General features: G+C 34.9%; 11 protein-coding genes and 1 pseudogene. 8 read left to right on the plus strand and 4 right to left on the minus strand.

Going from position 1 to position 13324, the window contains the following annotated elements; genetic code table 11:
- Nucleotides 1-135: 135 nt before the first annotated feature.
- Nucleotides 136-339 (minus strand): annotated as a pseudogene (locus tag SVZ03_01855) (helix-turn-helix domain-containing protein).
- A 318-nt stretch (nt 340-657) separates the two neighbouring features.
- On the opposite strand from SVZ03_01855, the gene SVZ03_01860 reads away from it, so the two are divergent.
- Nucleotides 658-1944 carry a SpoIIE family protein phosphatase gene (locus SVZ03_01860; protein ID MDY6932952.1) on the plus strand — a complete coding sequence of 429 codons (1287 nt, stop codon included), beginning with the start codon at nt 658-660 and terminating at the stop codon, nt 1942-1944.
- 75 nt (nt 1945-2019) lie between these two features.
- Entirely contained in the window at nt 2020-2238 is a 219-nt protein-coding gene (locus SVZ03_01865) for a hypothetical protein (protein MDY6932953.1), read from the plus strand.
- 24 nt (nt 2239-2262) lie between these two features.
- Here SVZ03_01865 and SVZ03_01870 read toward each other — a convergent pair whose 3' ends face one another.
- Both SVZ03_01870 and thiC read right to left on the minus strand, forming a co-directional pair.
- Nucleotides 2263-3075, minus strand: a complete 813-nt coding sequence (locus SVZ03_01870; GenBank protein MDY6932954.1) for a WecB/TagA/CpsF family glycosyltransferase — start codon at nt 3073-3075, stop codon at nt 2263-2265.
- A 283-nt stretch (nt 3076-3358) separates the two neighbouring features.
- Entirely contained in the window at nt 3359-4627 is a 1269-nt protein-coding gene (thiC, locus tag SVZ03_01875) for a phosphomethylpyrimidine synthase ThiC (GenBank protein MDY6932955.1), read from the minus strand.
- 273 nt (nt 4628-4900) lie between these two features.
- Between thiC and SVZ03_01880 the strand changes: the two genes are divergently transcribed.
- The 6 genes from SVZ03_01880 to SVZ03_01905 all read left to right on the plus strand — a co-directional run bounded on the left by SVZ03_01880 (nt 4901) and on the right by SVZ03_01905 (nt 12272).
- Complete coding sequence (locus SVZ03_01880) at nt 4901-5692, plus strand: hydroxyacylglutathione hydrolase (GenBank protein ID MDY6932956.1); 792 nt, start codon at nt 4901-4903, stop codon at nt 5690-5692.
- A 301-nt stretch (nt 5693-5993) separates the two neighbouring features.
- Nucleotides 5994-6776 (plus strand): class I SAM-dependent methyltransferase, encoded by a 783-nt coding sequence (locus SVZ03_01885; protein ID MDY6932957.1) that lies wholly within the window; start codon nt 5994-5996, stop codon nt 6774-6776.
- Between the two features lie 167 nt (nt 6777-6943).
- Complete coding sequence (locus tag SVZ03_01890; GenBank protein MDY6932958.1) at nt 6944-8248, plus strand: FtsX-like permease family protein; 1305 nt, start codon at nt 6944-6946, stop codon at nt 8246-8248.
- Between the two features lie 37 nt (nt 8249-8285).
- Nucleotides 8286-9020: an ABC transporter ATP-binding protein gene (locus SVZ03_01895; protein MDY6932959.1), complete on the plus strand. Its 735-nt coding sequence runs from the start codon at nt 8286-8288 to the stop codon at nt 9018-9020.
- Nucleotides 9021-9385: 365 nt separating this feature from the next.
- The gene (locus tag SVZ03_01900; protein MDY6932960.1) at nt 9386-10483 is read left to right on the plus strand and encodes a hypothetical protein; all 1098 of its coding nucleotides are present in this window, start codon (nt 9386-9388) and stop codon (nt 10481-10483) included.
- A 55-nt stretch (nt 10484-10538) separates the two neighbouring features.
- Entirely contained in the window at nt 10539-12272 is a 1734-nt protein-coding gene (locus SVZ03_01905; GenBank protein ID MDY6932961.1) for a vWA domain-containing protein, read from the plus strand.
- Nucleotides 12273-12362: 90 nt separating this feature from the next.
- Here the strand turns inward: SVZ03_01905 and SVZ03_01910 are convergent, their stop codons facing one another.
- Nucleotides 12363-12782, minus strand: coding sequence for a Fur family transcriptional regulator (locus SVZ03_01910; protein MDY6932962.1), 420 nt, complete (start codon nt 12780-12782; stop codon nt 12363-12365).
- Between the last annotated feature and the right edge of the window lie 542 nt (nt 12783-13324).

A 13324-nucleotide genomic window follows, 5' to 3' on the forward strand; every position in this document is an offset into this window, starting at 1 on the left:
ATTCTATAATAGACAGAGAATTCATTCTTTTCTTGACTATAAAAGTCCGGAAGAATATGAATCATCTGATTCAATAATTAAATATGTTGCTTAACTATGTGTCCGTAATTGCGGGGCAAGCCCATTCATTACCGGGTTGATCCTATTTTTAATATTAGGCTTCTTTCTGCTAATCTCTTTTAACGCTTCTTCACCTCCATTCTCATAAAGTTCTTTAAATCTGTAAAAGCTATCTCTTGAATATCCAAAAACTTTACATGCTTGTGATACATTACCCAATTCTCTTGCAAGTCTTATTAGACCAACTTTTGTTTTGATTATTTTGTCTTCTTGGTTCATAGACACTCCTCATAATTGTATTTGCCGAAAAGTGACACTTATTCCTCCCGGGGGAAATAAGTGTCACTTTTATTATTGGACTGTCAGATATTATCTTAACTATTACAATTTTTATGTGAAAATTCGCCCCAGTTTCCGCCAACCCTTGACAGCTCAATGCATGTATTTTTTAGTTGACATTGAATTATAATTGTTATAAGAGTAATAGATTAATATTTCTTCACTTGAGTCCTTTACATCTTAAATCCTTGAATCCCATGTAGTTTATGAGCACATAATGATAAGATTTTGCGTTTAAACCGCATTAAATTTAATACCATGGAACTTGATAAGCCAGATAAATACACCTTAGAGTATCTTGAAAGAAAGTTAGATAATCTTAGCAAACTTGTTGATATCAACAGAATAGTAAACTCCACTCTTGATATAGCTAAATTACTCACAATAATAATGGAAACGATCAAGGATATTATGCTGACAGAGGCGAGTACCCTTCTATTATATGATGAGGAAACTAATGATTTAGTATTCAAGGTTGCTCTGGGAGAAGCTGGAAAGGAATTAACAGAAAAATATAGGGTTAGATTAGGACAAGGAATAGCGGGTTGGGTTGCCGAAAATAGAAAGGCCCTGTACATTAATGATGTATATAGCGATAAACGCTTTGATCCCAACTTTGATAGGATAACAGGATTTAAGAGTAAATCAATTCTCTGCTCACCACTACTTTTTAAGGGAAAGCTTATTGGTGTAATTCAGGCAATAAATCCCTTAGGAAGGGCGGTATTTAATGACGATGACACAGCACTCTTTAATGCATTTGCTGATCAGGCTGTTTTAGCGGTTCAGAATGCGATCCTTTTTCAGAATGCACTTGAGGAGGGTAGGATTAAATATGAACTTAAGGCTGCCAGTTCTATTCAGAAGTCTCTCTTGCCTGTTATAAACCAGAAAATTAATAATATTAAAATAGCTGCTAGATTTGTATCAGCAAGAGAGGTGGGAGGGGAATTTTATGATATATTTCAATTCAATAATGATTCCATTGGCATAGCGATCGGGGATATTCATACAAGAGGGATACCTGGAGCGCTGTATGCTTCTATTATAAGTGGTGTGGTGAAGGCTCTCTCAAGGATAATTGGCAGAAGTCCGGTAAAATTACTCAAGTATGTAAATGAAGTAATAAAGGATAATTGTGAATTCATAAGTAACGTGTCCCTATTTTATGGTGTAATATCCTGCAAGGAGAAAGATATCCAATTTGTTAATGCTGGAGTTGCATATCCAATAATAGTCCGAAATGGTGTGGCAAGATATCTGAAATTTGAGATTAAATCCATTTGGGAAGAGACGATATGGCCTAAGAGAATAAGGGTAAAATTAGAAAAAGATGATATTTTTATAATCATTACTGATGGGATAGTGAATATAAAGGATAGAGGGGCTAAGCACCTTGGTCTTAAGAGGATAATGGATTTTTTGAGTAATGAAAAAAAATCCCCAGAGGATATTGTTGATTCCTTGATTAGGCTTGCAGATGATTTTGCTGATGGGTTAGAGAAGAGAGAGGATATTTCTGTTATTGCATTTGAGGTTGAGTAATCAATTTGATCTTGAGATTCCTTAACAATTTTTTTTATTATTGAAAATTTCTTATAACAATCAATGGTGAATATTATGAGTAATTTTATTTCTGTTATACTATGTAGAAATTGCAACTCCCGTTATGTTGAAATTGATGAATGGACTAGTGATATGAAGGCTGTGTTTTATTGTAAAACATGTCATTACAGCGAGGTTGTTGAGAAATTCACTTTAGGACGATGCAGGGTTTCTAATACTGAGCTTCAGAATGCAAGGGATACAAGAGCGACTCCGGGAAAGGCAGAGAGGTAATTAAAGATACCTGAACAGTTTTCCCTATTTGAATATTCTTTTAAGAATAGATTGAATGAAGAATAATATTATTGTTAAAAGCCTGCCAAATCGCCAAGGCCTTGTGATTATTCGATAAAACCAGTCAAGACCTCTTTTCATAAAGAATGCTGGTGCCTTCTTGATCTCTCCAGATATTACGTCTAAACTGCCTCCAATACTAATAAATACTCCATTCTTAAATTCATTCTTTATTTTATATATCCATATGTCCTCTTTGGGAAAGCCAAGACCAACAAATACGATATCTGCATTGGACTTTCTTATTGCTTCTATAACAGATTTCTCTCTATCCTCATTAAAATATCCCCCATGCCTTCCCACTATTCTGATCTTTGGAAAAGATTTTCGAATATTAAAAAATGCCTTTTCAACTATTTCAGATTTTCCACCAACCAAAAAAATTGTGTATTCATTTATCTCAGCAATTCGTATAATATCCATTATAAAGCTAATAATGGATATGCTCTCCTTTAATTGAGAGCCTATCTTTTTTGATGCCCATTTTATGCCTGCTCCACTGGCTAAATGCAAGGATGAACTGCTGGATATTATACTCAAGTCAGGATTAGATTTCATTCTCTTGATCTTGTAGGGATTAAATGAGATCACATGATGGAATCCACCCTTTTCAATCATCCTCATTACCTTAACAACAGCCTGATTTCGTGTAAGATTATCTATTCCTATTCCCAAAATATTTACAACATTCGCATCATCCAAGCTAGTTTGATTATACTCCAAGACTAAATCTCTATCTTCTTTCCAGGAATTATAATAGGATATATCATCTTGCATTGAATTCTCCTTGGAGTTTGTTCATTTAATTACTCTATCTAAGGTGTGACTGTAAAAATTTCATTATACAAATATAGGGATTTTTGTTATTTGCTAATGATATATATGTAATATGCATTTATAGATGGAGCATCAATCCTTTTCATAAATATTATATCATAACTTGATTTAGAAAATTACTGATGGAAAGGGTGTATCTCAGCTTCATTTTTCTAATCCTGAATAAGGCATACTCAGCGGTAATGATAAGAGGGGTATGCTCATCTCCATATTCTTTTTAATATTATATAAAATTATTACTTTTAATAGCACAGAAGCTGCCACACATGGAACATTGATCTGAATCGGATGGGATTTCACTTCTGTATTTCTGAGCCTTTTCTTTATCCAAAGATAGCTCAAATATTGCCTCCCAATCTCTCTCCTTTCTGGCCTTAGAAATTTTATTATCCCATTTAATTGCCCTATCATTCATCTTAACGATGTCAGCCACGTGAGCTGCTATCCTTGACGCAATGACCCCTTCCCTCACATCCTCAACTGTTGGAAGTCTAAGATGTTCTGCTGGGGTCACATAACAGAGAAAATCTGCCCCATTTGCCGCTGCTATTGCTCCACCAATTGCGGATGTAATATGATCATAACCAGGGGCTATATCCGTCACAATTGGTCCTAGAACATAATACGGCGCATTATCACAAAGGGCTTTTTGAAGCCTCATATTATCTGCTATCATATTAATGGGAACATGACCAGGTCCTTCAATAATAGCCTGGACACCTCTCTCTCTCGCCCTTCTTGCTAATTTCCCAAGAAGAATCATTTCATGAGTTTGTCCTCTATCGTTAGCATCACTAATACAACCAGGCCTGAGACCATCACCAAGGCTTATGGCTACATTATATTTTTCTAATACATCAAGAATCTCATCATAATGTTCATAGAGAGGATTCTCTTTATTGTGTCTGGATATCCACTCAGCCAAAATTGAGCCACCTCTGCTAGTTATTCCGATGATCCTTTGCTGAGAACGAAGGGATTCGATGGATCCTATTGTAACCCCAGCGTGAATTGTCATGAAATCCACGCCATCTTTAGCCTGTTTAGTGACAACCCTAAGGAAATCCTCTATAGTCATATCGATGATTGATCTGTTTTTGCTAATCATATCCACAGCAACCTCATATAAGGGTACCGTGCCGAGAGGAACAGTTGATTGATCGATTATTCTTTTACGGAAATCAGAGATGTCTCCTCCAATGCTAAGATCCATAACAGTATCCGCACCAGCTTCGATTGCAACTCGTAATTTTTCGAGTTCCACATCCACGTCCATTAAATCCGGGGAGGATCCAATGTTGGCGTTAATCTTTGTGCTCAGGCCTCTACCCACCGCTATGGGATTGATGTCCCTAACATTATTCTTAAGTATAACAATTTCACCTTTTGCTAGCATTTGCATAACAAAATCAATGGATATATCTTCCACATTGGCGATATGCTCTATCTCAGGTGTGATAATTCCCTTTTTTGCGCTTGCTATATAGTTCATATTCCTTTAATAATCTTAATGCATCTCATAAGGGGAGATAAGTATGAGAAGTGCTGAACTCCCTACATGATTATTTCAAATAATATTTTATTGATATTATCCTAAATTACAGTTTTAAACTCTTTAGTATAAATTAGTGGTTGTCAACAAGAAAATCATAAGTATTTTCGGTTATGATATTCTTCACTCAGAGTGTCATCCTTAATTGAATCTATTTTGGGTGAATGCAAAAGTATATCAATAGGATTAAAATAAATTCGTGTGGAGGATCAAATGATAATAAAACAGATTTATTCAGATAATGCTTTTCAGAATTTCACTTATCTCATTGGCTGCCCGGAATCAAAGGAAGCGCTTATAGTAGACCCCTTAGATGCAAATAAGTGCCTTCAAGTAGCAGATTCAAATGGATTTGTTATCAAACATATTCTGAATACTCATGAACATATGGATCACACAGCAGGTAATGAGGATATTAGAAGGACTACCGGTGCTAAAGTGATTGCATTTGTCGATTTAATGAATATTATTGATAATATAGATAGAGGTGTATCGGATGGTGATATAATAAATGTAGGAAATTCGGTGGAATTGGAAGTGCTCTATACACCAGGTCACACAATGTCCCATATCTGTCTTCTTTCACGGACTGATAGTCCCGCGTTATTCTCGGGTGATGCATTATTTAATGCCGGTGCTGGGAATTGTTATAATGGAGGTGATCCGGAAACGCTATATCGGACCTTTAATGAATGTTTTATAAAATTGCCTAATGAAACAAGGGTATATCCAGGACATGATTATTTTGCAAACAATTTGAGATTCACACTGGATATAGAGCCTGATAACGGAAGAGCAAAAGAAATGCTTGATAAGGTCAAGGATCAGAATCCTAATAAGCCCTTTATCACTACATTGAAAATGGAAAAGGATATCAATACCTTTTTCAGAATAACCAGTCCTACAATTGTTGCGAACCTATCTAAAAAATTTCCTGATATATCAAACAATCCATCGCCAAAGGACGTATTTGTGAAATTAAGAACCCTTCGGAATCAATGGTAGAATCAGGCCTTGTTTTAGATATTAGTTGAGTAGGGCATGATCATCTATGGGTGAGAAAGGGCTAACTTCATAGCAATTGTCGATATTCTACCTAACACTAACCATGAAGGCGACTTATCCTGACTTAGGATAGACTTAACGCGACATAACTATATCAAATGCTTAAAGCACTTGACAAATGGTTTGATATAATTAATAATCTAAAATCCACATTAATGCTGAAATATTAACTTCTCACCACCTTTTGATTATAAAATCAACTTCTATTCACTGAGCCGATACTGTTCTTAAGGAGATATAAATGACAATTTTAGAAAAGAGAAGAGAGTTTCTTGAATTTGACAGCAACAATAATTTCTATATTGAACCCGAGAACAGGCATAGCGCTGTCAGGGAGAGGTTATTTGATATTATTAAAACATATAATCCCAAGATAATCGTAAAGGCGGGTATTGGAAGTGGGCGGCTCTTGTTGGATATAGCAAGGGAATTTGATATATATATGCTAGTTGTTGAACCGTCATTAAATATTATTAAAGATTTTTTACAGAAGAATAGAGAAGATGAAACAATTGAGAGGATTAAGTTTCTCAATGGAGATCTTCATGATTTCCCTGTGGACTATTATGCAGCAGATCTTTTAATCTGCATTGATTATCTGGATATTTTTGATTCAAGTAGGTGCATAGATGAATTTAAGAGGGCGCTCCAATTTGATAAAATATTATTCATTTCTGGGACAGTGCTAAATAGTGATGACATTGAAGGCCTTTATGATGATTTTATGAGGATGGTGTTTCCATTACACAATGATTATTACCTTGAAAATGATTTCAGGACCTTTCTGGAGCTAAAGGGATTTGAACTCATGAAGAGTATGCTCTTAAAATTTGAAAATAATATTAAGTCTGAGATTGAGTATTTTGCAAGCATATACAATGATAAATCCGAAGATTCTGCATATGCATTTCTGCAAAGTAATAGAGAGAAGTTTAATGAGCTTTATTGTATGGATGATGAATATAATTTCTCTACATCATATTATATTGGCACCTATATGAGAAAGAAGCCTGATAAGTCGTAAATTCAGTTCTTACAGGTATAAATTGATCTATTTACTTTTTTCTATTGGTGCAATAATCCAACACTATTCAATTGAGAAGAATCTACTCTATCCATATGTGATGCAAGGGGTTGTTTCAAAAAAATGCTTTATGTAAAATATGATTACATGGAAGGGAAGTATTATATATGAGATTATATGAATTCTTTATAGGGTATAGATACCTGAAGGCAAAGAAGAGTCAACTCTTCATATCCTTTAATACGATACTCTCTGTAATAATTGTATTTATAGGGGTTTTTACACTTATCATTGTGATCTCAGTAATGAACGGATTCCAAAGCCAAATAAAAGATAAAATACTTGATGTTGATTCACATATCGCTGTTGAGGACCTTTATAATACTCAGGGCATGAAAGGGATTAGGGAGTATAAGCAGCTTATGGAGAAGGTGAAATCGATTAAGGGTATATTGACGGTAAATCCATATATTCAGGGTCAAGGGCTTTTTAGATTCGTTGAAAATGTTAGTCCTGTAGTTATAAGAGGGATTGGAGGCAAGGATTATATGCCCTTAGACGTTCAAAAATTTATTATTGAAGGCGAAAAGGAATATAAGGGATATAGGGATGTGTATATCGGATCCGAGATGGCATTTAATTATAATGTCAAGATAGGTGATATGATTGAACTAATAGTTCCAAAGGGAAGGTTGACCGCGACTACTGGAATAACCCCTGGAAAGGGTACCTTTAGGGTTATAGGTTTTTTTAAGACACATTATTATGAGTTTGATACAGGTCTGGTAATAATGTCCCTTAAATCAGCACAAAGATTATACGAGATCGGGGATGTTGCAAAGGGATTGGCAATAAAAATTGATGATCTGTATAAAATGGATTATTATGCCTCGAAAATACAAACAGAAATAGGATTGGAATACCAAACCCTAACTGCTCAGCAGAGGAATGCCAATTTTTTCTATGCCCTTAAGCTTGAGAAGCTGATTATGACGATAATCCTGTTTCTGATTATTATCTCAGCAGGATTTACTATCATGGGCACAATGGTAATGGTTGTGATGGAAAAGAGAAAGCCAATTGGTATTCTGAAATCAATGGGAGCAAAACCAATTTCAATTATGGTTATATTCGTATTGGAGGGTTTTGTAATTGGCGTGATGGGATCATTGCTGGGTGTGATTTTTGGGCTTGCCGCTTCTCTAAACATCGAGTCGATAATCAGATGGATAGAGAATCTCATAAATGATGGAATGGTCTTCATCTATGATCTATTTAATCTTGGGGTATTCTATCATGTCTCCCTTGTGCCGAAAAACGTATATTATCTTGATACCATCCCAACGGAGATAAAGCCTGAGTTTATTGTGACTGTTGCTATTCTGTCTGTTTTTCTCTCCACAATCTCGGCAATTTTTCCAGCATGGCATGCATCGAGGCTGCGACCGGCTGAGATAATAAGATATGAATAACATGCAAATGGGCGAGGCCTTATAAATGAAACAATACATACTTGAAGTTGAGAACCTTGAGAAGATATATGGTTATGGCAAAAATGCGCTTAGGGTATTGGAAAAAGTATCCTTAAGGGTTGAAAAGGGCGAGATTGTATCTATTATCGGACCTTCCGGAGCGGGAAAATCTACTCTATTGAACATGATAGGATGTATTGATGGATTTAATTCAGGCAAACTGATGCTACTTGGGAAGGATGTTTCCAATCTCACTGTTGATGAGTTGTCTGGATTCCGAAATAGGCATGTTGGGTTTATTTTCCAGTTTCATAATCTTCTGAATGAGTTTACAGTTCTTGAAAATATAATGATTCCCTTACTAATAAGGAGGGTTCCGAATAGAGAGGCCAATAGGAGAGTAAAAGACATAATTGAAAGGTTTAATCTATCGCAGAGGATCCATTATAAACCCACTGAGCTTTCAGGAGGTGAATGCCAGAGGATTGCTGTTGCAAGAGCAATTGTGGGAAATCCTGATATTGTACTCGCTGATGAGCCAACAGGGAACCTGGATAGTGTAAATTCTAGGATATTGACGGATACCCTTCTTGATCTTGTTAGGGAGAATAACACCACTATTATAATAGTGACACATGATAAAGACATCGCCGCAATGACAGATAGGACAATAACCCTAGTGGATGGTAATATTCTTCAAGATGAATATAACATAAAGAGAGATGAGGTCCTTCATGAGATCAATGAAGGGATAAGTATTGACAGTATCTAACTCCGCAAAGAAAGATTCCTACAAAAAAAATTATTTCATAATCCCAGAAAGCAATCAGGTAAATATTTATTTCTTGTATTTCACCCTCAGATAATCTAATATATATGGTGTAATGATAACCGATGTTAAGTTGAATAATCGAAACTCGATTAAACCTTCTTCCAAATTTATACAATCTATTATATGTCGGGTTCACGCCTGACATTTCTATTACTTGATGAGAGTACATTGTTATACCAGATAATAATCTAATTCTAATAATGTTACGAGCCTGATTCAGGAGGATATAGTAATGTTAACAAAACCTGAATGTTATGAGCTTTTTCATTGATAGACCCTATATGAAAAAGTAGATAGGAGAAATCATGCCTGAAGAAATACAAACTATTACAGATAAGAATAGTTTTGAGAAGATTCTCAAGTATTTTTTAAATAATCCTGCCTATCTAAAATCGGATAATGGGAATATTAAAGTACAATTTTTTCAATACCATAATGATAAAGCCGCATTCAGGATACAACTCATAAAAAAAATTCAGGAAGATAGTGTAATCTTTACAAGGCATCATAATAATACAATATATGCCTATTTAAAATTCTTCGAGAGACAGGGGGAAGACACATTCCTATTTATCCCGAGCAGGTTTCAGATCATGACTGATACCAGAAAAGAAAATCGAATATCGCTTAACATCGGGGGAGAAGAGAGAAAAATAATATATGTATCCAATATAATCTCTGACTTAATAATTAAGAATTCACTTGCAATGGAGATTAAGAAAACAGATCGTATAAAAGAGATGTTCAAGAATAATATTGCGAACAAATATAAGCACTTGAAGATTTATTTCTGTAATGAAGGGATGAATGATCCCAGAATGAAATATTTCTTTGCTCAAAGAAAACCAATTTTTATTCCTGATATTAACAATCCACAATCAGTGAAGGACGATAACGAGTTCAATTCCTATATAAACAATATCTATTCGAAAGATATATATTTAAAGAGCAATGCGGAACTCATTTCCGAGATTTCCGTGCCACTTCTTTATAAGATGAAGATGCCATACGGTTATATTAAGATTCATAGTGACGCACCCTTTGCAGAGTCAATATTCTCAATTGTAAAAAAAGTCGCTATAAAGATGGATGAGCTTATTATTAAAAACAAGATATTTCCAATCTCAGAGGATAAGCTTATAGTAAGTAATGTCTCAAGAAGTGGTTTGGGATTAGCATTTAAGAAAAAAAAATTGATTCGATACTTTAAAGAGAATTGCATTATTTATGGAGAGATGATATTGCCGGAGTATAAAAAGGCATCCTTAATCGCGGTAGTTAAGCACATAAGCATATTGAGTAATAATATTATCCATGTTGGTCTTGAAATAAGTGAAATGGATGCCTTAAGTGAAATAAACTATGAAGAATTTCTTGAATCTATTGATTATTCCTCAGAATAGGATAATTTTATTTTTTTATCTTGACTTATTTGAAAAATATATCAAATTGATATTCATGAATCAGGCAGTGACATATAGTGGGCAAAATGTTCTGGAGTATGACTTCAGTACCTATTCCAGATATTGGCGAGTTAACAGATCTACTCATGAGGCTACAGAACTTGCTCTAATTTTAAGGGCATTGCGCAAGGTTGTCAGTCATATTGGAACTAACGTAAAGCCAATACATTGGGCAGGAATGACTGATTCGAACAATAAGTCTATCATCATAAATGCTGATGAAATCCAAGGTGTTTACCCTATCCCTTACGAGCAGATGGATTTATTTGTGGGTCATGTCGTTCGTGAAGCCTTTGCGAGTATAGAATGGAGCGAATGGATAAGAGACCGCATTCAGGAACAGGTTGTTAAATCATATAAGGATAAACTCGATTTTCTCAGCAAAATGTTTGTAGCAGCAGAGGATATCTATATAAGTTATTTTGTTAATTCTAGAATTTGGCCTCTCTATCTTAATAATTATTGGAACTATCTGGATCATATCAATTATAGAGATCCTTCGCTTCCACCAACCCCTACGTCGTTATCCAATGTCTGGAAAAAGTGCATTCTATTAAATGAAAAGCCTGATAATCTCCATCCATATTATGAAGTTCCCTTGAGTATTCTAATTACCTATACTCAAGCCATAAAAATAGCTTCACAACTTTCTTCTGTTGGACAACGGAGAAATAGTAGGGTAGATATTTATGTCAGAATGTGGGAGATGCTCTACAGAGCGATATCAAATTGGGAAAAGATCGATTTCCCGGACGAGGGGGTAAACATACCCGATGAGTTAGGCCCCAAGAAAAATACTGAAGATATCTCTGATGTTAAAGAGGATGAGATCGCTCAGGAAGAGGAAGAGGTCGAAAACACAGAAGAGCTCGATCCTGATCTTGTCTCAAAGATTAGTACAATTTTAGAGGAAGGTGAGACGGATTTAACAAAGAACATTGCCATTGCCGTTGAGGAGCCTACAGCCAAGGATATGACTACAATCCATACTAGGGCCTCTGCCACATCGTCAGTCGTTGCTGATTCGATTCAGGTGAGGCGATTAAGAAAAATATTTAAGAAGCAAAAGGCTCTGCATAAGAAGTTAAGCCAGAGACATGTAAAAAGATATTTGGATCAGGGAAAACTAGACGCACGTAGATTGTTCCGAGTGCCCATCGATGGAAAGGTCTTTAAATGCAAGATCACTATTCGCCCAGAGAAGGCATGGAATATTACGATCGTTTCTGATGCTTCTGCCTCAATGAGTGGAAGAAATACAGTACAGAGGCCATGGGATTCCGCTGAAAAAACCTTTGTCTCTCTGGTTGAGGCAGCTAAGGGTTTTAAAAATCAACTCGATGTTTATGGCTATCATGAAGAGGGTGACCAATGTGTTCTAATAAAACTCTATCATAATGATACACTCTTTACTGTGACACCCTCAGGCCGAACCCCATCAGGTCAGGCTATTATGGCAGCAGCATTAATGATGAAAGAAAGATACCAAAAAAAATTGATAATTCACATTACTGATGGAGCGGCAAATTGTGGTCTAAATATTGTAAAGTCATTAGATTATTGTAAAAATAAAAATATTGATCTAATTACAATCGGATGCGGATGTAATCAGCAGACTAGCGATTTTCTAAGAACAAGATTCCCCGAAGGTCAGCTGTTGCTGATGGATGATATTAACGATCTATCAGTAGGACTGGAGAGATTGTTTAAGACTAAACTTCTAAAATAAAATTAAGTCTGTTTTACAGATTTAGTTGCGGTATTGATATTACATTTATTGACAAACAATTTATATAACACCATTACCCTCTTGCCTTGATTAAATATTCTGTTTATTATTAGTAAGACAATTTTTGCAAATACCCTTTAAATATAATTGGCTCTCAATGATTTCATGCCCATTGATTATATTATTAATTTTAATGGGTGGAGCAATATTAACATCATACAGCCCCTCACAGGTATTACATATTAAATGAGCATGGAATTCTATTTTAGCGTCATATCTTACTTCATTATCATCTACCAATAGAGTCATTACTATTCCCTTTTCTATAAATGTCTTAAGTGTGTTGTAGACAGTCGTTTTCGATAGGGTAGGTATTTCTTTCAGGATATCTTGATAGATAGTATCAACTGTGGGATGAGTCTTAGTATTAAGAAGATATTCAAGAATCTTCAAACGTTGATAGGATGGATTTATTCCTCTTTCTGCTAAAATATTTTTTAAACCGAGCATACAATGCACCTGAGTACGGCATTAGAATTGTATTACATCATGTAGTTTACATTTAAAGAGTTTTATCTTCATATTGCTTAAGTATAGGTAAAATTAGAGGAAATGTCCAGAATAATCAAGTCAATTTTTTCTCTTTTACCAGAGGCAATATAGAGTTCTTGTATTCCCTTTTGTGTGCTGTACCATTATACAGTATAGTAATGATTACTTGATGGTTAGAGTGTTTTTCTTGATGTCTTGATTAAAACCATATTTGAAATTTAACTTGACATTTGATATGAATGCCTATTTAGATTATTATAATACAAGTTATCGAGTTATAAACATATAGAATATAGGGATGTTGCAAATTAGGAGAGGATGTTTAGGATTTGATGAAGGTTGTGAATGATATGCATAATAAGCTATTTATATAATTCAGGAATACCGCTTAATGTACGATAAAATAACTATTGAGCTTAACTTTTTTATAGACCGGTCGACACATTACATGAATGTTGTTTTCTAGAATTCTCGAATATATTTCAGTTTTTTTCATAGAA

Source organism: Spirochaetota bacterium (assembly GCA_034190085.1).
Lineage (GTDB): Bacteria > Spirochaetota > UBA4802 > UBA4802 > JAFGDQ01 > JAXHTS01.